Origin of the sequence: Malikia granosa, assembly GCF_002980595.1 — a bacterium.
Classification (GTDB): domain Bacteria; phylum Pseudomonadota; class Gammaproteobacteria; order Burkholderiales; family Burkholderiaceae_C; genus Malikia; species Malikia granosa.
This window is the reverse complement of the sequence record NZ_PVLQ01000021.1, coordinates 19,911-43,145: the sequence shown is the minus strand read 5'-3', so window position 1 is coordinate 43,145 and position 23,235 is coordinate 19,911. Positions and strand designations below refer to the sequence as shown.

Genomic DNA, 23,235 nt, shown 5'->3' with positions numbered 1-23,235 from the left:
CCGGACCGGCTAGAAGCTCAGGGCCAGCAATGCCACGGCGACGGCGGTGTGGCCGAACACCCCGGGCGCCAGCCAGGCCAGGTAGCGCCAGCCGCCGGCAAAGCCGGCAGTGGCCGACTTGCTGAAGGCGTGGACCGTGATCGCCAGCATCGCGGCGCCCAGGGCCTTGCCGGCAGCATCCGGCGGCGCCGGCGCAAAGACGGCCGCCAGCGAGGAATGCAGGTCGACCAGCGCGGCCAGCAGGATGCCAGCGAGCGCACCACCCTGGCCGAGCCAGAGGCCCAGGCCGTAGACCAGGGCCTGGACGCCGGTCAGCAAGCCGGCCACCAGGGCCGCATCGCGCAGGCTGAACATGCGGTCGGCATCCAGCGCGGCAGCGGCCGCCTCGCGGTCGCTCGTTGCGGCGGCGGCATCAGGACCGTCGGTCGGCGCCCCCCGGACCAGCCACCAGCCCCAGGCCAGCGCGACCACCGCCCCTGCCAGCGCGGGCAGGATCAACAGGCGCAACCAGGCGGGCTGCACCGCCAGGGCCACCAGCAGGACCTGCAGCAAGGTGGCGACGCAGGACAGCAGCCCGGCACCCGCCATCAGCCTGGCATCGGATCTGCCCTCGCGCACGGCAATCCCCATGCTCGCGACGGTCGCCGTGCTGGAGACGAAGCCCGAGGCGATCGCCGACAGGGCCACGGCCTGGCGCGCATCGAGCAGGCGCCGGCTCAGGTGGGCAAGCGCCTGGATGAACAGCAGCAGCGTCAGCAGCTGCGTGATCAGGTGCGGGTTGAGCATCTGGCCCCAGAACGGCCGGTCGGGCATCAGGGGCAGCGCGATCAGCGCCAGCGCCGCCAGCAGGATGCCGTCGCGCACCTCGGCCGGGCGCAGCCAGTTGTTGGCGAAGGCATGCAGGCGCTCGCGCGCAAACAGGATGCCGGTCTGGCCGACCGCGACGGCTGCCGCCAGCGGCAGGCTCAGGATGCAGAGCACGCCGATCAGATAGGTCAGCACCAGGGCGATCTCGGTCGTGACGCCCGGATCTTCGGTTCGCTCGCGCGCCCGCGCGACCACGCACAGGGCCGCCAGGAAGATGACGCCGACCGCGACCAGGGTGGACTCGCCGGTCAGCATCGCGACCGCGCCCATGACGCAGGCAAGCGAGAAACTGCGCAGGCCGGCCAGCGCGCGCGAGGGCCCGCGCCCCTTGTTGCGCTCGCGCTCGATGCCGGTCAGCAGGCCGCAGCCAAGTGCGGCGGCCAAGGCCTGGGCGGCATGGGCCATGCTGACCCCGTTGGGCAATGTCGCCGAAGTGGCATCCCACATGATGTCTCCCTGGCGGGGCCGGCCCTGGGGCACCCCGCGTTCATGAATTTGACGCGACCGGCGCTCAGCGCGAAACGGCCGGATTCGCGCGGGCACGCAACTGGCCCATGGCCTGGCCCATGCGCACCGCACCGCCCGCTGCCCAGCTCGGATCGAAGCTCAGCTGGTCCCTGGGAAACAGCAGCACGACGGTGGAGCCGAGCAGGAAGCGGCCCATCTCCTCGCCGGCCTGCAGAGAAATCGGCAGGTCGCCATAGCGCCACTCGCGGATCTTGCCAGGACGCGGCGGATTGACCTGGCCATGCCAGACCGTGGCCATGCTGCCGACGATGGTCGCGCCCACCAGCACCAGCACGAAGGGGCCGAAGCGGCCCTCGAAGACGCAGACCACGCGCTCGTTGCGCGCGAACAGGCCCGGCACGCCGCGCGCCGTGGTCGGGTTGACCGAGAACAGCTCGCCCGGCACATGGATCATGCGCTGCAGCCGCCCGTAGCAGGGCATGTGGATGCGGTGGTAGTCGCGCGGGCTCAGGTAGAGGGTGGCGAACTCGCCGCCGTCGAACTTCGCCGCCAGCTCGGCGTCGCCGCCGACCAGTGCCGTCGTCGAATAGCGGTGGCCCTTGGCCTGGAAGATCTGGTCGCCCTCGATGCGACCGAACTGGCTGATCGCGCCGTCGACCGGGCAGACGAAGTCGGCTGCGGCCAGCGGGCGCGCGCCTTCCTTCAGCGCCCGCGTGAAGAAGTCGTTGAAGGTCGCGTAGCGCGAGATGTCGGGCTCGGCCGCCTCGCTCATGTCGACGCCGTAGCGCGCGACGAAGCGACGGATGCTGGACTGGGTAAAGCCGCCGAGCGGACGGCGCGCCAAGGCACCGGCGAGCTGGGTCAGGGCCCGTTTCGGGAGCAGGTACTGCGGCAACACCGCGAGACGGTCGGACAAGAGCTTTCCCCTGGATGCGAAATCGGCCGATTTTAGCGATCCCCCCGCGCGCGGCCTTGACGGCTCGCCCCCCTAGCCGCGAGACTGGGGGCGGATCGGCAAGTCCGGGAGGCTGAAATGATCGTCGGAACCCCCAAGGAGATCAAGAACCACGAGCACCGCGTCGGCCTGACGCCCGCCAGCGTGCGCGAGCTGGTGGCCGCTGGCCACCGGGTGCTGGTGCAGGCCGGCGCGGGAGCCGGCGCCGGCATGGAAGACGCCCAGTACCGCGTCGCCGGCGCCGAGCTGGTCGACTCGGCGGCCGAGCTGTTCGCGCGCGCCGAGCTGGTGGTCAAGGTCAAGGAGCCGCAAGCGCAGGAATGCGCCCAGCTGCGCCGGGGCCAGATCCTGTTCACCTACCTGCACCTGGCGCCCGACCGAGCCCAGACCGAGGCCCTGCTGGCCTCGGGCGCCGTCTGCATCGCCTACGAGACCGTGACCGGACCGGGCGGCGGGCTGCCGCTGCTGGCGCCGATGAGCGAGGTCGCGGGACGGATGTCGGTCCAGGTCGCGGCCCGCCTGCTCGAGAAGTCGCAGGGCGGCCAGGGGGTGCTGCTGTCGGGCGTGCCCGGCGTGCCGGCGGCCCGGCTGGTGATCCTGGGCGGCGGCGTGGTCGGCAGCCAGGCGCTGCAGATCGCCGCCGGCATGGGCGCCCATGTCACGGTGCTGGACCGCAGCCTGGAGCGGCTGCGCCAGCTCGACCAGCGCTGGGGCAGCCGGATCACGACCCGACATTCGACCCAGGCCGCGATCGAGGAGGAGCTGCTGGCCGCCGACGCCGTGATCGGCAGCGTGCTGGTGCCCGGCGCCACCGCGCCCAAGCTGGTCAGCCGCGCCCTGGTCGCGCGCATGAAGCCGGGCAGCGTGCTGGTCGATGTCGCGATCGACCAGGGCGGCTGCTTCGAGACCTCGCGCCCGACCACGCATACCGATCCGAGCTATCTGGTCGACGGGGTGCTGCACTACGCGGTGACGAACATGCCGGGCGCGGTGGCGCGCACCTCGACGCTGGCGCTCAACAATGCCACCCTGCCCCATGTGCTGATGCTGGCCGAGCTGGGCTGGCAAGGCGCGCTGCGCGCCGACCCGCATCTGCGCGCCGGGCTCAATTGCTGCCAGGGCCAGGTCACGCATCCGGCCGTGGCCCAGGCCCTGGGCTACCCGCTGACCGCCGCCGAGCGGCTGCTCGCATGAACCCGCACGGCATCTCCGCCCCGCTCCTGCCCGCAGCGCTGGCACCCGAGGCCCTCTACCGTCGCTGCGATCCGGCTGCGCTGGGCATCGCGAGCAGCGCCGAGCTGGCCGAACTCGACACCGTGCTGATCCACCAGCGCGCGCTGGAAGCGATGCAGCTCGGGCTCGACATCCGGCACGACGGCTACAACATCTACCTGCTCGGCGAGTCCGGCAGCGGCCGCCACGCCATCGTCAACCAGCTGCTCCAGGCCCAGCGCCGCACCGGCCCGCCACCATCGGACTGGTGCTATGTCAACAACTTCACCGACTCGAGCAAACCCGACCTGCTGCGCCTGCCCTGCGGCAGGGGTGCGGCGCTGCGCGACGACATGCAGCATTTCGTCGAGGAGCTGACGCCGGCGATCAGCGCGGTATTCCAGAGCGAGGAATACCGCAGCCGCATCGAGGCGATGCAGGAGGAGGAAAAGCAGCGCGAACTCGCCGCGGTGCAGGCGCTCGGGGACGAATCGGTGCAGCATGGCGTCGCGCTGCTCAAGACGCCGCACGGCTTCGCCTTCGTGCCGCTCAAGGAGGACCACGAGGCGACGCTGACGCAGGACGAGTTCGAGAAGCTGCCACCCGAACGCCAGGCCGAGTTGGCTGCCGAGATCAAGGCGCTGCACGAGCGCATGCACAAGCTGATGGGCGAATTCCCGCGCTGGCGGCGCGAGCTGCAGGCCCGGCTCAAGCAGACCGGCAGCGAGGCGCTGCAGGTGACCGTGACCCACCTGATCGACGACCTGCGGCCGAAATACGCCGACCTGCCCGAGGTCGGCGCCTTCCTCGACGCGGTGCTGGCCGACATCGTCGCCAGCGGCGAATCGCTGCGCGAGTCGACCCACGCCGAGGGCGATACCGAAACCACCACCTATTCGAGCACGCTCACGGTGCAGCGCTACCTGGTCAACCTGCTGGTCGAGCACCCGGCCGACGGCGCGCGCCCGGTGATCTACGAGGACCATCCGACGCTGCAGAACCTGGTCGGTCGCGTCGAGCATGTGGCCCACATGGGCACGCTGCTGAGCAACTTCACGCTGATCCGCGGCGGCGCGCTGCAGCGCGCCAATGGCGGCTTCCTGGTGCTCGACGCGCTCAAGGTGCTGAGCCAGCCCTATGCCTGGGAGGGGCTCAAGCGCTGCCTGAAGGCGGGCCGGGTGCGGATCGAGTCGCTCTACGACCTGATCGGGCTCAGCAGCACGGTCCAGCTCGAGCCCGAGCCGATGCCGCTCGAGCTCAAGATCGTGCTGATCGGCGAGCGCCAGATCTACTACCTGCTGTGCCAGTACGACCCCGAGTTCGGCGCGCTGTTCAAGATCAACGCCGACCTCGAAAGCGAGATCCGCCGCAGCCCGGACAACATCCAGGTGTATGCGCGCTTGATCGCGACCCTGGCCAGGCGCGAGGCGCTGCGCCCGCTGTCGGCCGCCGCGGTCGCGCGGCTGATCGAGCATTCGGCACGGCTGGCCGAGGACGCCGAACGGCTGACCGCGCGCACAAGACCGCTGGCCGACCTGATGCGCGAGGCCGGGCATTTCGCCGGCCAGGCGTCATCAGCATGGATCGAGGCCGGCCATGTCGAGGCGGCGCTGCAGGCCAGGCGGCGGCGCAACGAACGGCTGCGGCTGCGCTACCAGGAGGCCATGCTGCGCGGCCAGCTGCTGATCGACAGCAGCGGCAGCCAGGTCGGGCAGGTCAACGGGCTGGCAGTGGTGGCGCTCGACGACAGCAGCTTCGGCCATCCGATGCGCATCACTGCGACGGTGCGCGCCGGCGACGGCCAGGTGATCGACATCGAGCGCGAGGTCAAGCTCGGCGGCCCGATCCATTCCAAGGGGGTGCTGATCCTGTCGGCCTTCCTGGCGGCGCGCTTCGGTGCGCGCGAGCCGCTCTCGCTGAAAGCCAGCCTGGTGTTCGAGCAGTCCTATGGCGGGGTCGAGGGCGACAGCGCCTCGCTGGCCGAACTGTGCGCGCTGCTGTCGGCGCTCTCTAGCCTGCCGATCCGGCAGTCGCTGGCCATGACCGGCTCGGTCAACCAGCTCGGCATCGTCCAGCCGATCGGCGGGGTCAACGAGAAGATCGAGGGCTTCTTCGACCTCTGCGCGGCGCGCGGCCTCAGCGGCGAGCAAGGGGTGCTGATCCCGCAGGCCAATGTCTGCCACCTGATGCTGCGCGCCGATGTGGTCGAGGCCGCCCGCGCGGGCCGGTTCCGCATCTGGGCCGTCAGTACCGTCGACCAGGCGCTGGAGCTGCTGACCGGCCATCCGGCCGGCGCACCCGACGCCCAGGGCCGGATGGCGGCCGGATCGGCCAATGCCCTGGTCGCGGCCCGGCTGGCCAGGCTGGCACCGAAACGCCGCGCCGCGGAAGCGGCTGCGGCCAAGAAACCGGCCCGGCCGGCCGGCAGGCCCTGAGTCCATCCCGAGGAGAGCTGCGCCATGGCCATGAACCCCTGCGCCGCCGAGCGACTGGCCTGCATCCCGGTCGACCAGGTCCATATCGAGGGCGCGCTCGCGCTGCCCGCGGACCCCTTGGGCATCGTGCTGTTCGCCCATGGCAGCGGCAGCAGCCGGCACAGCCCGCGCAACAACCATGTGGCGCGCGTGCTGCACGCGCACCAGCTCGGCACGCTGCTGCTCGACCTGCTGACCCCCGAGGAAGACCTGGACTACAGCCAGCGCTTCGACATTCCGCTGCTGGCGCGCCGGCTGCTCGCGGCGACCCGTTGGCTGCAGGCCCAGCCACCGACCGCGGCGCTGCCGCTGGCCTATTTCGGCGCCAGCACCGGCGCGGCGGCGGCGCTGCAGGCAGCAGCCGAACTCGGGCCGACTATCCGCGCGCTGGTCTCGCGCGGCGGCCGGCCCGACCTGGCCGGGCCGGATATGCTGGCGCGCGTGCGCTGCCCGACGCTGCTGATCGTCGGCGGCCACGACCCCGAGGTGCTGGAGCTCAACCGGCAGGCCGAGGCGCTGCTGCGCTGCCCGTGCCAGCTGACGGTGATCCCGGGCGCCAGCCACCTGTTCGAGGAGGCCGGCGCGCTCGATGCGGTGGCGCAACTGGCAGCCGGCTGGCTGCAGGAGCAGTTGCGGGGAGCGCGGCAGGGACCGACGGGCTGAGGTGCTGCCGAGGCCAGGCCCAGACGCGCGCTCCAGGCCGGGGGCCGGTTGCCTCAGCCCCCGAGCAGCGCGATCACCTGCTCGTCATCGACCTGGTCGAAATGGCGGTAGAACTGGCCCACGGCCTGGAAATCCTCGGGCGCCGACAGGCAGATGAGCTCGTCGGCCAGCGGACGCACGCGCTCGAGCGAGTCGGGCGCCGCCACCGGCAGCGCGCAGATCAGCCGGGCCGGCTGCCGGTGCCGCAGGCCGTGCAGCGCGGCGATCATGGTGGCACCGGTCGCCAGCCCGTCATCGACCACGATCACGATCCGGCCCGCCGGGTCGATCGGCGGGCGGATGGGCGTGTACTGGGCGCGACGCGACTGGAGGGTGAGCAGCTGCTCGTGCTTCTCGGCCGCGAGGTAGTCCTGGTCGGCGCCGAGCGCGGCCGCGTGCGGCGCGACATAGGTCCAGCCGTTCTCGTCGACCGAGCCGACCGCGACCTCGGCCGCATAGGGCGAGCGCAGCTTGCGCACCAGCACGACATCGAAGTCGCCGCCGAGCTCCTGCGCGATCAGCTTGGCCATCGGCACGGCGCCGCGCGGGATCGCGAGCACCAGCGGATGGCGCTCGCGGTAGGCTTCCAGCGCATGGGCCAGCTGGCGCGCGGCATCGAGTCGGTCCTGGAACATCATGGGCAACTCCCGGGCCGAGACTCAGCCGGCGCGCTGCGGCTGCAGCAATTCGATACGGAAATCGGGCTCGTAGGGCGGCAGATGGCATTCGACGATGCCGGCCGGCGCGATCTGCAGCCGCGCGCCGATGACATCGGCAGCGATCGGCAGGGTGGCGGCGCAACGGTCGGCCAGCACCGCGACCCGGATCTCGGCCGGCTGCTTGCGCGCCAGGTAGTCCAGCACCCTGAGCAGCGAATGCCCGGTGTAGAGCACGTCGTCGACCAGCAGCAGGGTCCAGCCGGCCAGGTCGAGCGCCGCCTGCTGGGGCTGCTCGGTCAGACGGGTCTCGGGATGCAACAGGGTCAGGTCATCGGCATAGCGCTTGACCTTGAGGTCGAGCCGCAGCGGCGGCGCCAGTCCGTGGTCGCGCACCAGACGCTCGGTCAGCCGGTCGGCCAGCGGCGCGCCACGGCGCAGGATGCCGACCAGCGCGACCCGGCTGCGGCCATGCAGCAAGCTGGCGGCCTGCAGGGCCATGGCATCGAGCAAGGCCTCGAGTTCGGCTTCGTCATAGAGGCAGCTTCGGCTGCCCGGCATTGCATTCATACCGCCCCCCGACCGGGGTCGGAAGCCCCGCTGCTGGGCATTCTGGACAGCGCCGGGCAGGTTGTCAATCTTGCCCCGGGACCGCTCCCGCAGGCCCAGGCGGGTTCAGGCGGACGGGGCCACCGGGTCGGTGATGCCGATGCGGTCCAAGGCCTCGGCCAGCTGCGCGACGCAGCGCCCGGGCTGGTGCAGCTTGTCGAGCCCGAACAGACCGATGCGGAAGGTCGAGAAGCCGGCTGGCTCGTCGCACTGCAGCGGCACGCCGGCGGCGGTCTGCAGGCCGAGCGCGAGGAACTTGCTGCCGTTCTGGATGCCGGGGTCGTCGGTGTAGCTGACCACCACGCCCGGCGCCTGGAAGCCGGCCGCCGCCACGCTGCGGATGCCGCGACGCTCGAGCAGCGCGCGCACCTGGCGTCCCAGCTCGAGCTGCTCCTCGCGCACCCGCTCGAAGCCGTAGGCCTGCGTCTCCTGCATCACGTCGCGCAGCCGCAGCAAGGCGTCGGTCGGCATGGTCGCGTGGTAGGCATGGCCGCCGGCCTCGTAGGTCTCCATGATCTGCAGCCATTTCTTCAGGTCGGCCGCGAAGCTGCTGCTGGTCGTGCCATCGATGGCGGCGCGGGCGCGCTCGCCCAGCATCACCATGGCGCAGGCCGGCGATCCGCTCCAGCCCTTCTGCGGCGCGCTGATCAGGACGTCGACGCCGCAGGCCTGCATGTCGACCCAGAGCGTGCCCGACGCGATGCAGTCGAGCACGAACAGGCCACCGACCTCGTGCACCGCGTCGGCCACCGCCTTCAAGTAATCGTCGGGCAGGATCATGCCGGCCGAGGTCTCGACATGCGGTGCGAACACGACGTCGGGCCGGAACTCGCGGATCACCGCGACCACTTCGTCGACCGGGCAGGGAATCCAGGGCGACTGCGGCTGGTCGGACAGGCGGCGCGCCTTCAGCACGCGCGCCTCGGCCGGGATAGCGCCGGCATCGAAGATCTGCGTCCAGCGGTAGCTGAACCAGCCGTTGCGGATCACCAGCGCCTTCCTGCCGGTGGCAAACTGGCGCGCGACCGCCTCCATGCCGTAGGTGCCGCCGCCGGGAACCAGCGCGACCGAGCGCGCGTGGTAGACCTGCTTCAGGGTGGCCGAGATGTCCTGCATCACGCCCTGGAAGCGGCGCGACATGTGGTTGAGCGAGCGGTCGCTGTAGACGACGGAAAACTCGAGCAGGCCGTCGGGATCGACGTCGGGCAGCAAGGCGGGCATGCGGATCTCCTTTTGATTATGAGAACAGCTTAGCATGCCGCCGGTTTCAGGCAACTGACGGGAATTCAGGTGCCGAAGCGCTGCTGCAGCTCCTGCAGTCCCAGCTCGTCGAGCACCTGCTGCAGCCGCTCGCGCGCGCTGGCCTTGCCCTTGCCGACCTTGCGCGCCAGGATCAGCTCGTTCTTCATCGAGTGCTCCCAGCCGACCAGCTCGGTCACGGTGACCTGGTAGCCATGGGCCTCCAGTTCAAGGCAGCGCAGCACGTTGGTGATCTGGCTGCCGAACTCGCGCGTGTGCAGCGGGTGGCGCCAGATCTCGCTCAAGGGGGTGCGCGACAGGGTCAGCGCCTTGTGCTTGCGCAGCACGCTGGCGACCTCGGCCTGGCAGCAGGGCACCAGCACCATGCAGCGCGCCTGGCGCGCCAGGCCGAAGGCGATCGCGTCGTCGGTCGCGGTGTCGCAGGCATGCAGCGCGGTCACGACATCGACCTGGGCCGGGATCTGCTCCGAGGTCATGGCCTCCTGCACCGTGGTCGCGACGAAGCGCATGCGATCGAAGCCGAGCCGCTCGGCCAGCGCGCGGGAGCGCTCGACCAGCTCGGCGCGGGTCTCGACGCCATAGACCCAGCCGACCTCGCGCTGGGCGAAGAACAGGTCGTAGAGCATGAAGCCCAGGTAGGACTTGCCGGCGCCATGGTCGACCAGGCTGACATCGCCGCGCGCGGCCAGCGCCTCCTGCAGCAGCGGCTCGATGAACTGCAGCAGGTGATTGACCTGCTTGAGCTTGCGCCGCGTGTCCTGGTTCAGCTTGCCCTCGCGCGTCAGGATATGCAGCTCCTTGAGCAGCTCGATCGACTGGCCGGGGCGCAGTTCGGGCAACTGTTCCTGGATGGATTTTTCGGGCGCGCGCTCGGCCCTGGACGGCTGGCGCTTCTGGTTCGGCTTGATGGAGGCTGACATGCGCGGATGATAGACGCTCAGGCCAGCAGCGCACGCAGGCGCTCGATCGCCTCGCGCAACTGCGCCATCGAGCTCGCGGTCGAGAAGCGCAGGTGGGTGCCGGGATCGTCGGCGCAGAAGTCGCGGCTCGGCGTGACGACCAGATGGGCGCGGCGCATCAGCAGCTCGACCAGCTCGCCGCTGTCGCGCACGCCGAGCCGCGCGAACAGCGGACTCGCATCGGCCCAGACATAGAAGGCGCCATCGGGCTGGACGGGAATGTCGAAGCCGAGCTCGCGCAGCGCCGGCAGGAAGAAGTCGCGCCGGGCGGCGAACTCGGCACGGCGACGCTCGCAATCGGCGATGGCCTCGGGCTCGAAGCAGGCCAGCGCGGCATGCTGCGCAACCGTGCTGGCGCAGATGAAGAAGTTCTGCTGCAGGCGCTCGACCGCTGGAATGGCGAACTCGGGCAGCACCATCCAGCCCAGGCGCCAGCCCGTCATGCCGAAGTATTTCGAGAAGCTGTTGAGGCTCACGATGGCGTCATCGAGCGCGAGCGCGGTCTGGCCGTAGCGCGGGTCGTGGCTGAGCCCGAGGTAGATCTCGTCGATGACCGTGACGCCGCCGCGCGCCTTGACGACCGCGTGGATGCGGCGCAGTTCGTCAGGGTCGATCGAAGTGCCGGTCGGATTCGATGGCGAAGCCAGCAGCACGCCGCGCGTGCGCGGGCCCCAGGCCTGCTCGACTTGCTCCGCCGTGAGCTGGTAGCGCTGCTGCGCTCCTGCCGGCAGCAGCCGGGCGCTGGCGCCGATGGCGGCCAGGATCTGGCGGTTGCAGGGATAGGAGGGATCGGGCATCAGCCACTCGTCGCCGGCATCGAGAAAGGCCATGGCGGCAAGCTGCAGCGCACCGGAAGCTCCGGCAGTGATGACGATGCGCGCGGCATCGACCGTCACGCCGAAGCGCTGCGCGTACCAGTCCGAGAGTCGCTGGCGCAGCGCGTCGAGTCCGAGCGCGGGCGTGTACTGGGTCAGGCCGGCCTCGATCGCGGCACGTGCGGCGGCCTGCACCGGCAGCGGTGCAACGAAGTCCGGCTCGCCGATGTTGAGGTAGATCATCGGCGGCTCGCCAGGCCCGAGCCCGCGCTCGATCCCGGCGGCCTGCTTGGCCACCTGCATGACATGAAAGGGTTCGACGGACTGGGCGCGCGCGGACAGCTGCATGAAAAAACGGGCTTGATAAGGACGAAGGACCGATTGTGGCAGCGGGAACAGGCAGCAGGCACAGCGACAATCGCACCATGTCCAGATCCGACCACGACCCTGCCCTGCATCCCTACGATGCCCTCACGCCCGATGTCGTGCTCGATGCGCTCGACGCCACCGGCCTGCGCGGCGACGGCCGGCTGCAAGGCCTGAACTCCTACGAGAACCGGGTCTACCTGGCTCGGCTGGAGGACGGCGGCGCGGTGGTGCTCAAGTTCTATCGCCCTGGGCGCTGGAGCGAGGCGCAGATCGCCGAGGAACATGGTTTCGCCCTGGAACTGGCCGAAGCCGAGGTGCCGATGGTCGCCCCGCTGCGGCTGCAGGGCCGGACCTTGCACCGCCATGCCGGCTTCCTGTTCAGCGTCAGTCCGGCGCGCGGCGGACGCCGGCCCGAGCTCGACGACCCCGAGGTGCTCGAATGGATAGGCCGGCTGATGGCAAGGCTGCACCTGGTCGGCGCCGCGCGGCCGTTCGCGTCCCGCCCGGCGCTGGATGCGCAGAGCTTCGGCCAGGAACCGCTGGCCTGGCTGCTCGAGCAAGGCCAGCTGCCGCCCGAGTCCGCCGGCCGCTGGCGCGAGGCGGCACAGGCCGCGCTGGGATTGGCAAGCGATGCGATGGCGGCCTGCGCAGCGCCGGATGGCATCGCGACGCTGCGGCTGCACGGCGACTGCCATCCCGGCAACATCCTCTGGACGCCGGACCAGGGCCCGCATTTCGTCGATCTCGACGACAGCCGCAGCGGACCGGCGGTGCAGGATCTCTGGATGCTGCTGAGCGGCGAGCGACAACAGCAGCAGCGCCAGCTCGGCGCCCTGCTCGACGGCTACGAAACGCTGCGCGAGTTCGACCGCCGCGAGCTCGCGCTGATCGAACCGCTGCGCACGCTGCGCCTGCTGCACTACAGCGCCTGGCTGGCGCGGCGCTGGAGCGATCCGATCTTCCCGCTCAACTTCCCCTGGTTCGGCAGCGCGAGCTACTGGCAGGAGCAGGCGGCCATGCTGTGGCAGCAGGTCGAGGCGATGCAGCAGCCCCCGCTGGTCGCCTGAACCGCCGGAGCGCCCGGCCTCAGTTGCGCGCGTGCGCCAGCTGCAGGACTTCCACCCCCTCGATGCCGCGCAGCAGGCGCGACAGGTCGAACAGCGAAGTGACGCGCGGCTTCGAATGCCGCGCGACCAGCACGAACTGCCAGCTCAGTTGGTCCTGCTGGCAGGCGATGTGCAGCGAACCCTCGGCCAGCTGGTAGCCCCATTCGCGCATCAAGGCCTTGATCGCGCAATCATCTGGCTCATGGCCGGCGCGGAAGCGCAGCGTCACGCCGACGGCCGGCAGCGCCGGCAGCCGTGCCTCGACCTTGACGCCCCACATCATCAGCGAGGCCGACAGCAGCGCCAGCAGGATGGCGGCCGGGTAGAAGCCGACGCCGACCAGCACGCCGATCGCCGCCGTGGCCCAGATCGATGCCGCCGTGGTCAGGCCGCTGATGCTCATGCCGTCGCGCATGATGACACCGGCACCGAGAAAACCGATCCCGGTCACGATGCCCTGCACCACGCGGGTCGGATCGATCGGCAGATGGGCGGTGTCGGCCTGGCCCCACCAGACGCCGGGATAGCCCGCGAACACGGTCAGCGCGCAGGACGCCATGCAGACGATGCCGTAGGTGCGCATGCCGGCGGCCCGGCTGTGGTAGCTGCGCTCGTAGCCGACCAGCAGGCCCAGCAGCAGCGCGCCAAACAGGTTGGCGAACAGCAGCAGGTTGACCTCGAGCACGGGCAGCGACCAGTAGCGCGCCCACAGCGACAGGCCGGCATCCATGGCGGTCAGCGCGAGGGCGCCGGACGCTTGGGGTCGTGGAGCACGGCGCCGGTCCCGACGCCGACGCCGGCGCGCGCCCCGCTGTCGCCCAGCGGCACGCTGGTGCCGACGCCCACATTGCCAGAGACCTGCCCTTCCTGGTTGACCCCGACTCCCACGCCGACCGGGCCGGCCGCAGCGCCGACTCCCAGCTGCACGCTGCCGCTGCCGACACCGACCCCGATCGAGACACCGGGCAAGACGGGCACCGAAATGCCGGCACCGACGCCCGTCGAACTGCAGCCCGCCAAGGCCAGCAACAGCGAGGAAGACAGGATGACAGGGCGAATCGCGATCATGGCCTCATGCTAGCGCGCCCGAACCAGCGGCGCCAGACGGGCGGCGACAAAAAGGGCTCCACGCGGGAGCCCTCCTGGTCAGTGCCGTGCTGGATCAGACCAGCAAGGCGTTGACGCGCTTGACATAGGCGGCCGGATCTTCCGGCAGGCCGCCCTCGGCCAGCAGCGCCTGGTCGAACAGGATATGCGCCAGGTCATCGAAATGGGCCGAGGCATCCAGCTTCCTGACCAGCGCATGGTCGGCATTGACCTCGAGGATGGGCTTCATGTCCGGCACCGGCTGGCCGGCCTGCTTGAGCATGCGCGCGAGCTGGGTGCTCATGCCATGGTCATCGGCCACCAGGCAGGCCGGCGAATCGACCAGACGGGTGGTGACGCGCACGTCCTGCGCCTTGTCCTTCAGCGCTTCCTTGAGCTTTTCCAGCACCGGCTTGAAGGTCTCGGCGGCCTGCTCGGCAGCCTTCTTCTCCTCCTCGTCCTGCAGCTTGCCCAGGTCGACGCCGCCCTTGGCGACCGACTGCAGCGGCGTGCCGTCGAACTGGTGCAGGAAGGACAGCGCCCACTCGTCGACGCGGTCGCTCATCAGCAGCACCTCGATGCCCTTCTTCTTGAACAGCTCGAGCTGCGGGCTGTTCTTGGCGGCGGCCAGGGTGTCGGCGGTGATGTAGTAGATCGCTTCCTGGCCTTCCTTCATGCGCGCCTTGTAGTCGGCAAGGCTGACCGCCACCGCATCGCTCTGGGTCGAGGCGAAGCGCAGCAGCTTGGCGAGCTTGTCCTGGTTGGCGAAGTCCTCGCCCAGACCTTCCTTCAGCACGGCGCCGAACTCGGCGTAGAACTTCGAGAACTTGCCGGCGTTCTTTTCCGCCTCGGCCTTGTCCTCGTCGGACAGCTTGTCCCATTCCTCGCCGGTGGGCAGGACATCCTTGCGGGCCAGGTCTTCCAGCATGGCGAGCACGCGGCGCGTGTTGCCCTCGCGGATCGCCTTGACGTCGCGGCTCTCCTGCAGCAGCTCTCTAGAGACGTTGAGCGGCAGGTCGGCCGAGTCGATCACGCCCTTGACCCAGCGCAGGTAGGTCGGCATCAGCGCCTCGGCCTCGTCCATGATGAAGACGCGCTTGACGTAGAGCTTGACGCCGGCCTTCTTGTCGCGGTTCCACAGGTCCATCGGCGCCTTGGCCGGCACGTAGAGCAGCTGGGTGTATTCGGTGCTGCCCTCGACGCGGTTGTGGCTCCAGGTCAGCGGCGCCTCGCTGTCATAGCTGATGTTCTTGTAGAACTCGGCGTACTGCTCGTCGCTGATGTCCTTCTTGGAACGGGTCCAGAGCGCGCTGGCCGAGTTGACGGCTTCCCACTCGTCCTGCAGCACCGACTCGCCCTTCTCGGCGTCCCACTCCTCCTTGCGCATCAGGATCGGCAGGCTGATGTGGTCGGAATACTTCGAGATGATGGTCTTGAGCTTCCAGCGGTTCAGGTACTCGGTCGCGTCGTCGCGCAGGTGCAGGATCACGCTGGTGCCGCGCTGCGCGCGCGTGATGGTCTCGGTCTCGAAGTCGCCCGTGCCGCCGCTGATCCAGCGCACGCCCTCCTCGGCTTTCAGACCGGCGCGGCGCGACTCGACCGTGATCTTGTCGGCGACGATGAAGCCCGAGTAGAAGCCGACGCCGAACTGGCCGATCAGCTGCGCATCCTTCTTCTGGTCACCCGACAGGCGGCTCATGAAGTCCTTGGTGCCGCTCTTGGCGATGGTGCCCAGGTGCGCAATGGCCTCGGACTCGCTCATGCCGATGCCGTTGTCGCTGATGGTCAGGGTCTTGGCTTCCTGGTCGAAGCTCACGCGCACCTCGAGGTTGGGTGCATCCTCGTACAGCGTGGCGTCGTCGAGGGCCTCGAAGCGCAGCTTGTCGCAGGCATCCGAGGCGTTGGAGATCAGCTCGCGCAGGAAGATTTCCTGGTTCGAGTACAGCGAATGGGTGACGAGGTGCAGCAGCTGGGCCACTTCGGCCTGGAAAGCGTGGGTATGTTTGCTCATGATCTAGGCAGTAAAACTCGACGTGGAATTCGGTAGCAGGCGGATCAATCACTCGGGCAGCAAGCGCGACTGACTGACGACCACCGGATGCCAAATGGCGGCAAGCGCCGCGATTTCAAGTGCCAGGGCCAGGTGGACGAGATGAGCTCCGCTGCCCGGTGGCGATCGGCCTGGACGGCGGCAGGACCGGGAGCTCGCCAGCCCCGGCAGCAGCCCCCGATCGCCGCCATGTCGGGCGACGATCGGGACTCGCTTCAACGCAGCGTGAATTTCGTCAGGCCGAAGCCCCCGTTTTCGACCTTGGTCTTGATGCGCAGGGTGCTGAAGCCCTGCGACAGATTGATCGCGATCGGCGGGTTGTCGAGCTGAACGCCAAAGCCGCCGGCACGCAGATCGAAGGCCGATGCCACGAGCTTCGAGTTCACCATCACGTCGATCAGGTTGCCGCTGCGCGCGGCTTCGGCCGTGATGACCAGGCTGTAGCTGCCGGCCTGGGGAGCGTAGACCAGGTAGTCGACATAGCTCTCCGGGTGCAGGTAGCGGATCTGGTCCTTGGAGCGCTCGGTGTAGGGCGCGAAGTTCTCCACATAGGCCAGGGCCTCGAAGCTGCCCGGTACCTGGTTGCGAGCCTGAGCCGGCGGCAGCAGGCCGTTGCGGGTCTGGTCGATGCACTGGATCTTGGGCGTGTCGGTCAGCGCGAGGTCGGTGGTCAGGCCCCAGCTGCCGTACTGGGTATCCCAGTTGCTGGCACCCGCGGTGTACCACAGCAGCATCTGGCCGCCACCGGCATACCAGGTGCTCAGGTAGCGCTTGCAGAGATCGAGCATGCGCGGATCGAGGGTGGCGGCCTTCTTGGCCGCGAGGCTGCCCGCACCGAAGGTATCAGAGCCAGCCTCGTAGGCGAAGAAAGGCAGGCCGTACCAGCTGGCGAAGGCGACGTTCTTCTCGAGATAGGCCTGCCTGGGCAGCGCGGTCACCGAGTCGCCCAGGGCTTGCAGCACGGCATCAACGCTCAGGCCGTCGACCTGCTGCAGGCTGCCCATATTGAAATAGGGCGCGCCGGCAAAGGCATAGAAATAGCGCGACGGCGGGCCGTAGACGGCGTCGATGAAGCTCAGGCCGAGCTGGGCCAGATAGGTCTGCACCACCTGGCTGGCAAACACCGGACGCACCGTGGTCATCATCGCGGCATCGCCGTAGACGCTGCGGAAGATGTCGCTGATTTCCTTGCCGCGTTTGGCAATGCGCCGGAAGCCGATCACATCGACATGGGTCTTGCCATCGTAGGCCAGCACTGAACTCGGGTTGTCGTAGAGCTCCTGGGTGGCGAGATTGCGGTTGGTACCGAACTGGTAGAACTGCGAGTTCCAGAGCTCGTTGCTGTACTCGACATAGATCTTGCTGTTGCCGTTCAGCGTCGATTTCAGCAGCCTGGCCAGCTGCAGCACATAGTCGTCATCGGCAGCGACCGGGATGTTGATCCAGATGTCCTTCTGCGTCTGGTTCGCGAGCGCGATCACATGCTCCCAAGGCACCCCGGTGGCCGGCATGTAGTGGCGGTTGGGCGGCGTGCGTGTCGCCCAGCTGGTGCTGGGGTTGTTATTGGTGCGCAACCAATCCATGAAGCGCAACACCTTGAAGCGTGCGATATGGTCGATGAACTCGTTCGTGAACAGCGGCGGATTGAGCGCGTCATAGCCCGGACGCACCACCTTCAGGTTCTTGATGCCAGCGCCGGTGTTCTTGAAGATCAGCACCATGTTCGTGGCGCTGGGATTGTCGGCATTGGGACCGCGCACCACATCGGCGGTGGTGCGATTGAGCGCCGCGTCATAGCGCAGGTTCTCGATCCGGGTGTTGTATGACGCACTCAGGCTCACGTCCGCCTTGCCGGTGAACGACAGCTTGTAGGTCCCCTCGGCGCCCGGAAGGGCGAGCAGGAAAACGCCGAAGTCGCCCATCGGCCAGCCATCGCTGCCCACGGGCACGACATCGGTCGGTCCACCCCAGGGGCGGTCGGTCGGCCCAAAGGCACGCGCCTGCTTGACCAGATCGGCATAGACCGGCGTGTAGGAGTAGTCGTTGATGGCCGGCAGGTTGGCACCCAGGAAATCCGCGGGCAGCGACATGGCTGCCTGTGCCGCGACCGTCACCTTGTACTGCAGCAGCCGCGTGGCCGGTGTCTGCCCCGTGCATTGGGCAGAGACGGCTGCGCTGCGCTGGAGGTATTCGGTGCGGCTACCGGGCGCCGCAGGCGTGATGCCGAGCGTGAACTGGTCGCCCTTGACCGCCAGCACGGCACCTGCCTGCTGGATGCCGTTCCTGTACAGCACGCCGCCACTGACCGAGAGGCATTGGCCGGCATCATCGGCGCCGGCCACCCAGGCCGGGGACAGGCTTTCCTGGCCGAGCGTGACGTTCTCGGTCAGGTACTTGTGGCGGTCGATCACCTGGTCGCTGCCACCCGAGCTGTCGACCCATTGCGCGAGGTCGGTCCGGCTGTACAGCTGCTTGCCGTAGAACTGGTTCAGATGGGTTGCGACCTGGCCGAAGTTGACGGCCAGCGCGGCCTGCTGCAACTGCTCGGTCACGCTGCGGCCGAGCTGGATCGAGTTGTTGAGCTGGCCATCATCGCCGAGATCGGCGCCCAGCTCGCTGAGGAAGGCCGTGACCCCGCCCTCGTTTTTTCGCAGGTTGCCGACATGGGACACCAGGCCCGAAATCGCCGCCAGCGCCTGGTCGGCCTGGCGCGCCTGGCTCAGGTCGAGCTCCATGAAGTTGGCCGGTGCCGCCGCGCCACCCGAAAGCAGTTCGGTGCCATTGGCAATGCCCAGGGCATTGAGCAGCTCGCGCTGCGCCTGGGCACGCGCCGCGCTGAAGGCCAGCGGCGGCTTGCCGGTGACCAGCCGGCGGATGCGCTCGGTCGTGACATCGCTGAGCACGTTGACATTGACGGCCCGGTCCGCGCCAGCCGAGAGATTGCTCAAGCCCCGCAGCACCACCCACTGTTCGCTGTTGCCGGTGACCTCGTTGAAGTAATAGCCTTCGGCCGTCGTCCCTAGATAAGGGCTGCTGAACTTGCTGGTCGGCACAAAGGTACCGTAGGCGTCGTTCGTCTCGAAGGTGTAGCTCTTGCCGTTGGGCGCCAGCGCATTGGCGCTGAGTTCGTTGAGCGTGACCACCGAGCCGCGGGCCAGCGGCCCTTTCTGTGCCAGGCCGCGCTCGACCAGATAGCCGTCAGCAGTCTGCTGGACCGAGCCCCCGCCGCCGCCGCAACCCGCGAGCAAGGCGGCCAGCGTCACCGCAAGCCCCATCTTCTGTTGTCTGCTTACCTGCATGTCAGCCTTTGAATTTAGAACCGCTCATTTTCACCAAGGAAGCGCCACTGACCGAGGGGCAGGTTGCCGAGCAGGACACGGCCGATGCGGATCCGCTTCAGGCCCACCACATGCAGACCGACCTGCTCGCACATGCGGCGGATCTGGCGCTTCTTGCCCTCCTTGAGCACGAAGCGCAGTTGATCCTCATTTTGCCATTCAACCTGGGCCGGCCGCAAGGGCTGGCCGTCCAGGCTCAAGCCATGGCGCAACAGCGCGAGCCGCTCGGGCGGAAATACCGCCTGCGGGTTCTGCATCACGACGCCGACGCCCTTGGGGCCGTTGGGCGCCCAATGCACGCGCACCAGGTATTCCTTCTCGACCTCGGAGTCCTCGCCGATCAGCGCCTTGGCCACGCGACCGTCCTGGGTCAGGATCAGCAGTCCGGTCGAATCGATGTCGAGCCGGCCCGCCGGCGCCAGCCCGCGCGTATGACCGGCCTCGAAGCGGCGCGGGGTGCGGTCCTCCTTCCAGCGCGTGCGCGGCTGGACCAGCACGGCGGCGCTCTCGTGACCGTCCTCGGGCAGGCCGCTGACATAGCCGATCGGCTTGTGCAGCAGGATGGTCACGCGTGCGCCCTGCTGGGCCGTGGCTTGCGGCGCGACCTCGATCCGATCCAGCGCCGTGACCTGCTGGCCCATCTGCGCGGTCTGGCCGTTGACCTTGACCCAGCCACGCTCGATCCAGTCGTCGCCCTCGCGGCGCGAGCACAGGCCCAGGTCGGACAGTCGCTTGTTCAGACGCACCGGCTCACTGGCATCGCGGCTGTCGGACCGGGCGGCAGGTCTGGGCGGGCGCGCCGCCGCCGGCAGCGGCGCGCGATCACGGTCACCTGCAGCGCGGTCCTGAGCCGGACGCGCAGCGCCAGCACTCCCTGGGCCCTGTGGCCGCGGGCCGCGCGACTGCGGTGCCTGGCGCTCGCTCGAGGGTCCGGCAGGCGCTGGGCGCGGCTTGCGCGCGGCATAGGGCTTCGGCTGATCGGCGCCGGAGGACTGCGGACGCTTGGGCAGGGACAGGGTCTTGGACATGGCGAAACGGGCCGGGGCCGTGATGTGCAGGGAAGGCCACGATTCTCGCACCGCCGGCCAGTGCCGCACAGCCAGGACCCCTCTCCAGTAAGACTGCTGTCAGGCAAGGCGCTTCGAATCGTGCACGATGGACCGTATTCGTCCTGGATACCCCTACCAAAGGAGACAAGCATGAAGAAACCCGTCACCCTCGCCATCCTGGCGCTGAGCGCCGCACTGGGTGCCCAGGCCCAGAGCTTCCCGAGCAAGAACATCAGCATCGTCGTGCCCTTCGCCGCCGGTGGTCCGACCGACCGCGTCGCGCGCGACCTGGCCGATGCGCTGCGCAAGCCGCTGGGCGCGACCATCGTGATCGAGAACGCGGCCGGCGCCGGCAGCACGATCGGCACCGCCAAGGTGGCGCGCGCCGCCCCCGACGGCTACACCCTGCTGCTGACGCATATCGGCATGGCATCGGCGCCGGCGTTGTACCGCAAGCTGGCCTACAAGCCGCTGGAGGACTTCGAGTACCTGGGCATCGTGAACGACGTGCCGATGACGCTGATCGGCAAGCCGCAGCTGCCGGCTACCACCTACCGCGACTTCGAGAACTACATCAAGGCCAATGCCGGCAAGCTCAACCTGGCCCATGCCGGCCTGGGCTCGGCCTCGCACCTGTGCGGCCTGATGTGGCAGCACGCGCTCAAGCTCAACACGGCGATGACTACCGTCCCCTTCGGCGGCACCGCCCCCGCGATGACGGCGCTGATGGGCGGCCAGGTCGACGTGATGTGCGACCAGACCACCAACACCACCAGCCAGATCGAGTCCGGCCGCGTCAAGGCTTTCGCGGTCACGACCGCCAAGCCGCTGAGCAACCACAAGCTGCTGAAGGATTACCCGACGCTGGCCGAGATGGGGCTGAAGAACTTCAACCTGACGATCTGGCATGGCCTCTACGCACCCAAGGGCACGCCGGCCGCGGTGACCAAGAAGATCAACGATGCGCTCAAGGTCGCGCTCAAGGACCCCGAGTTCATCAAGCGCCAGGAAGCGCTGGGAGCCCTCGTCGCGACCGACAAGCGGATCGAGCCGGCCGAGCACAAGGCCTTCGTCGCCGACCAGATCAACAAGCTCAAGACCGTGATCGACGCCGCCGGTCAATACGCGGACTGATCGCGGATCGATCCGCAGCCGGCCAGCGGCCGGCCTGTGGTGACGTCTGCTGCACAGCCCCGGCCTGCGCCGGGGCTTTGTCTTGGCAGCCCTGGGGCGGACTCAGACGCCCCAGACCACCTCGGCGTGCTCGCGGATGCTGTGCTGAAGCAACTCGATGAAGGGCGTCACGCGCACGCGCAGCGTGATGCGGTTGGGATCAGGCGTGTCCTCGCCGCGCGCGAGCGCCTCCTGCACCTCGCGCTGATGCTCGGCTTCCTCCTCGAACACGGCGTCGCGCAGGGCCTGGATCGCAGCGGGCATCTGCTCGGGCAAGATGATGCCGGGCCCGGCGGGATCCTTGCCCAGGATCTCGAGCAACTGCTTGCCGTTGGGCTGCAGCATCACGACATCGCCGCTGGCCTTGGACTTGAAACGGTACAGCATGATCGCCTCTCCTCTCTTGTTTGCTATTGAACTCGCCTGAGCCCATTGTGGCACCGTTGCAGCGCGCAGGGAAACGCTCGCCAGCCGTTCCAGAAAGACAAGGTGTGACAAAGGCCAGCACCGCTCGCCGGCCTGGCGCATGGACGAAAAAACGGCCCGCCAGCCTGGGCTGGACGGGCCGTCCGGTCATGCCGGGAGGGTGGCGATCAGCGGTTGTAGGCGGTTTCGCCGTGGCTGCTGATGTCCAGGCCTTCGCGCTCGGCTTCCTCGCTGACGCGCAGGCCGATCAGCAGGTCGACGATCTTGTACGCAACCACCGAGACCACGCCCGACCAGAGGATGGTCAGCAGCACGGCCTTGGCCTGGATCCAGACCTGGGCGGCGATCGAGTAGTCGGCAGCGGTCACCATGGTCGCGGTGGACCAGTCGGCGACGAAGCCGGGACCGCCGAGGGCCGGGCTGTTGAAGACGCCGGTCAGCAGCGCGCCGAGGATGCCGCAGACACCGTGCACGCCGAAGACGTCGAGCGAGTCATCCGCGCCGAGCAGCTTCTTGAGGCCGTTGACGCCCCACAGGCCGGCAAAGCCCGACAGCAGGCCGATCACCAGCGCGCCGCCGATACCGACGTTGCCGGCGGCCGGGGTGATGGCCACCAGACCGGCGACGGCACCCGAGGCAGCGCCCAGCATCGAGGCCTTGCCGCGGTGCAGCGCCTCGCCCAGCGACCAGGACAGCACGGCGGCAGCCGTGGCAGCCAGGGTGTTGATGAAGGCCAGGCCGGCAAAGCCGTTGGCTTCGAGCGCGGAGCCGGCGTTGAAGCCGAACCAGCCCGCCCACAGCAGCGAGGCGCCGACCATGGTCAGGGTCAGGCTGTGCGGTGCCATCGATTCGCGGCCGTAGCCGATGCGCTTGCCAACCATGTAGGCACCGACCAGGCCAGCGACGGCGGCGTTGATGTGCACCACGGTGCCGCCCGCGAAGTCGAGCGCGCCCCACTGCCAGATCAGTCCGGCCTTGCCGGTCATCTCGTCGACCACGGCGGCCGAGCTGTAGGCATCCGGGCCCATCCAGAACCAGACCATGTGCGCGACCGGCAGGTAGCTGAAGGTGAACCAGATCACGGTGAACAGCAGCACGGCCGAGAACTTCATGCGCTCGGCGAAGGCGCCAACGATCAGCGCACAGGTGATGCCGGCAAAGGTGGCCTGGAAGGCGGCGAACACGATCTCCGGGATCACCACGCCCTTGCTGAAGGTGGCGGCATTGGCGAAGCTACCGGTCGCGTTGTCCCAGATGCCATTCATGAACAGGCGGTCAAAGCCACCGATGAAGCTGCTGCCCTCGGTGAAGGCCAGGCTGTAGCCGTAGATGAACCACAGCACGACCGCGAGCGAGAACACCATCATGACCTGCATCAGGATGCTGAGCATGTTCTTGCTGCGCACCAGGCCGCCGTAGAACAGCGCCAGGCCAGGCACGGTCATCAGGATCACCAGCAGGGTGGAGACCATCATCCAGGCGGTGTCGCCCTTGTCGGGCACCGGGACGGCAGGCGCTGCCGCTGTCGCCGCTTCGGCCACTTGGGCGACTGCTGTCGCGGCGGCACCGCCGTCCTGTGCCAGCGTGGCCGTCGTGGCCAGCGCGAGTCCAAGGCTCAATAGCTTCTTGTTCATATCGTTCTCTCCTGGGGGGAAAAATGA

Annotated in this window: 19 protein-coding genes; 5 read left to right on the top strand and 14 right to left on the bottom strand. The window is 68.8% G+C overall.

Going from position 1 to position 23,235, the window contains the following annotated elements:
* Positions 1-9: 9 nt before the first annotated feature.
* Entirely contained in the window at positions 10-1,314 is a 1,305-nt protein-coding gene (locus tag C6P64_RS06465) for an MgtC/SapB family protein (protein WP_245911647.1), read from the bottom strand.
* A gap of 64 nt (positions 1,315-1,378) precedes the next feature.
* Positions 1,379-2,251: an archaetidylserine decarboxylase gene (gene asd / locus C6P64_RS06460; protein WP_105747775.1), complete on the bottom strand. Its 873-nt coding sequence runs from the start codon at positions 2,249-2,251 to the stop codon at positions 1,379-1,381.
* A 117-nt stretch (positions 2,252-2,368) separates the two neighbouring features.
* On the opposite strand from asd, the gene ald reads away from it, so the two are divergent.
* Genes ald through C6P64_RS06445 form a run of 3 tightly spaced genes read left to right on the top strand, consistent with a single transcriptional unit; the run spans position 2,369 to position 6,639 of the window.
* A complete protein-coding gene (gene ald, locus C6P64_RS06455) occupies positions 2,369-3,484 on the top strand; it encodes an alanine dehydrogenase (RefSeq protein ID WP_105747774.1) in 1,116 nt (371 codons plus the stop codon).
* Positions 3,481-5,937 (top strand): ATP-binding protein, encoded by a 2,457-nt coding sequence (locus C6P64_RS06450; RefSeq protein WP_105747773.1) that lies wholly within the window; start codon positions 3,481-3,483, stop codon positions 5,935-5,937. The genes ald and C6P64_RS06450 overlap by 4 nt, the downstream gene beginning before the upstream one ends.
* Before the next feature lie 30 nt (positions 5,938-5,967).
* The gene (locus C6P64_RS06445) at positions 5,968-6,639 is read left to right on the top strand and encodes a dienelactone hydrolase family protein (RefSeq protein ID WP_105747784.1); all 672 of its coding nucleotides are present in this window, start codon (positions 5,968-5,970) and stop codon (positions 6,637-6,639) included.
* Between the two features lie 53 nt (positions 6,640-6,692).
* On the opposite strand, the gene C6P64_RS06440 is transcribed toward C6P64_RS06445, so the two are convergent.
* The 5 genes from C6P64_RS06440 to C6P64_RS06420 form a co-directional block, all read right to left on the bottom strand.
* Positions 6,693-7,316, bottom strand: a complete 624-nt coding sequence (locus tag C6P64_RS06440) for a phosphoribosyltransferase (RefSeq protein ID WP_105747783.1) — start codon at positions 7,314-7,316, stop codon at positions 6,693-6,695.
* Between the two features lie 21 nt (positions 7,317-7,337).
* On the bottom strand, positions 7,338-7,904 hold the full coding sequence (locus tag C6P64_RS06435; RefSeq protein ID WP_105747772.1) for a bifunctional pyr operon transcriptional regulator/uracil phosphoribosyltransferase PyrR: 567 nt from the start codon (positions 7,902-7,904) through the stop codon (positions 7,338-7,340).
* Positions 7,905-8,009: 105 nt separating this feature from the next.
* Entirely contained in the window at positions 8,010-9,164 is a 1,155-nt protein-coding gene (locus C6P64_RS06430; protein WP_105747771.1) for an aminotransferase class V-fold PLP-dependent enzyme, read from the bottom strand.
* Between the two features lie 65 nt (positions 9,165-9,229).
* Complete coding sequence (locus C6P64_RS06425) at positions 9,230-10,123, bottom strand: class I SAM-dependent methyltransferase (RefSeq protein ID WP_105747770.1); 894 nt, start codon at positions 10,121-10,123, stop codon at positions 9,230-9,232.
* 17 nt (positions 10,124-10,140) lie between these two features.
* Complete coding sequence (locus tag C6P64_RS06420; protein ID WP_105747769.1) at positions 10,141-11,325, bottom strand: pyridoxal phosphate-dependent aminotransferase; 1,185 nt, start codon at positions 11,323-11,325, stop codon at positions 10,141-10,143.
* Between the two features lie 77 nt (positions 11,326-11,402).
* On the opposite strand from C6P64_RS06420, the gene C6P64_RS06415 reads away from it, so the two are divergent.
* Positions 11,403-12,413 (top strand): serine/threonine protein kinase, encoded by a 1,011-nt coding sequence (locus C6P64_RS06415; protein ID WP_105747768.1) that lies wholly within the window; start codon positions 11,403-11,405, stop codon positions 12,411-12,413.
* Between the two features lie 19 nt (positions 12,414-12,432).
* Here C6P64_RS06415 and C6P64_RS06410 read toward each other — a convergent pair whose 3' ends face one another.
* From C6P64_RS06410 to C6P64_RS06390, 5 genes are all read right to left on the bottom strand, one after another.
* Positions 12,433-13,182 (bottom strand): MgtC/SapB family protein, encoded by a 750-nt coding sequence (locus C6P64_RS06410; RefSeq protein ID WP_105747767.1) that lies wholly within the window; start codon positions 13,180-13,182, stop codon positions 12,433-12,435.
* A 5-nt stretch (positions 13,183-13,187) separates the two neighbouring features.
* Complete coding sequence (locus C6P64_RS06405) at positions 13,188-13,520, bottom strand: hypothetical protein (RefSeq protein WP_105747766.1); 333 nt, start codon at positions 13,518-13,520, stop codon at positions 13,188-13,190.
* A 94-nt stretch (positions 13,521-13,614) separates the two neighbouring features.
* The gene (gene htpG / locus C6P64_RS06400; protein ID WP_105747765.1) at positions 13,615-15,549 is read right to left on the bottom strand and encodes a molecular chaperone HtpG; all 1,935 of its coding nucleotides are present in this window, start codon (positions 15,547-15,549) and stop codon (positions 13,615-13,617) included.
* A 254-nt stretch (positions 15,550-15,803) separates the two neighbouring features.
* Positions 15,804-18,887 carry a hypothetical protein gene (locus C6P64_RS06395; protein ID WP_146115873.1) on the bottom strand — a complete coding sequence of 1,028 codons (3,084 nt, stop codon included), beginning with the start codon at positions 18,885-18,887 and terminating at the stop codon, positions 15,804-15,806.
* 14 nt (positions 18,888-18,901) lie between these two features.
* Positions 18,902-19,954, bottom strand: a complete 1,053-nt coding sequence (locus C6P64_RS06390; RefSeq protein ID WP_105747763.1) for a pseudouridine synthase — start codon at positions 19,952-19,954, stop codon at positions 18,902-18,904.
* Between the two features lie 171 nt (positions 19,955-20,125).
* Here C6P64_RS06390 and C6P64_RS06385 point away from each other — a divergent pair, with 171 nt between their 5' ends.
* Positions 20,126-21,109 carry a tripartite tricarboxylate transporter substrate-binding protein gene (locus C6P64_RS06385; protein ID WP_105747762.1) on the top strand — a complete coding sequence of 328 codons (984 nt, stop codon included), beginning with the start codon at positions 20,126-20,128 and terminating at the stop codon, positions 21,107-21,109.
* A 102-nt stretch (positions 21,110-21,211) separates the two neighbouring features.
* On the opposite strand, the gene C6P64_RS06380 is transcribed toward C6P64_RS06385, so the two are convergent.
* Both C6P64_RS06380 and C6P64_RS06375 read right to left on the bottom strand, forming a co-directional pair.
* Entirely contained in the window at positions 21,212-21,535 is a 324-nt protein-coding gene (locus C6P64_RS06380; RefSeq protein ID WP_105747761.1) for a DUF1840 domain-containing protein, read from the bottom strand.
* Between the two features lie 206 nt (positions 21,536-21,741).
* The gene (locus tag C6P64_RS06375; RefSeq protein WP_105747760.1) at positions 21,742-23,208 is read right to left on the bottom strand and encodes an ammonium transporter; all 1,467 of its coding nucleotides are present in this window, start codon (positions 23,206-23,208) and stop codon (positions 21,742-21,744) included.
* Positions 23,209-23,235: the final 27 nt, after the last annotated feature.